Origin of the sequence: Bartonella sp. MU70NMGDW, from assembly GCF_042194085.1 — a bacterium.
In the GTDB taxonomy this organism is placed as follows: domain Bacteria; phylum Pseudomonadota; class Alphaproteobacteria; order Rhizobiales; family Rhizobiaceae; genus Bartonella; species Bartonella grahamii.
Genome location: NZ_JBHIMK010000576.1, coordinates 1 through 510 on the forward strand (window position 1 = coordinate 1; position 510 = coordinate 510).

Annotated in this window: 1 protein-coding gene and 1 pseudogene; both read left to right on the plus strand. The window is 45.1% G+C overall.

What is annotated here, in order from left to right:
• Nucleotides 1-386: pseudogene (locus tag ACFIKE_RS12245) on the plus strand (late control protein); the annotation flags it as partial.
• Nucleotides 343-510 (plus strand): DnaB-like helicase N-terminal domain-containing protein (locus ACFIKE_RS12250; RefSeq protein WP_375650237.1); only part of this gene is annotated, 168 nt, incomplete at its 3' end. The pseudogene ACFIKE_RS12245 and the gene ACFIKE_RS12250, both read left to right, overlap by 44 nt.

Below are 510 nucleotides of genomic sequence, written 5' to 3' on the forward strand. Positions count from 1 at the left end.
CTTCTTATTTTGATCGCTCAAAAGGGCAGCAATGCCACATTAAGCATCAGACAGGGGTTAGCGGTCCCGTGCGGCGTCTTCGCACTTGTTACACTTGTGAGGAGGAAGCACGGGCTGCTGCTGCTTCCGAGTCGGACAGGTTGTGTCGTGCTGTGGGCAGTGGCTCCTTGACCCTTGAGGGGCGTCCTGAAATCATGGCGGATCAACCTCTTTTATTGCAAGGGTTTCGAGGCGAAATCAATGGTCCATGGAAAGCTTCCACTGTCACCCACTGCTATGAAAAACAAAGCGGATACATCACAGAAATTACACTTGAAGCACCAAACAAGGGAAAAGAAAGCAATGAGAACACTGAACATGCTAAAAACAGAAAATCCAAGAGATAACTTTGCTTCTTCTTTTCGTCAATTTCCCCATAATATTGAAGCAGAGAAAGCTTTGCTGGGTGCTATCATTATCAATAATAATGCTCTTGATAGCGTTTCTGATTTTTTAAAAGCAGAGCACTTT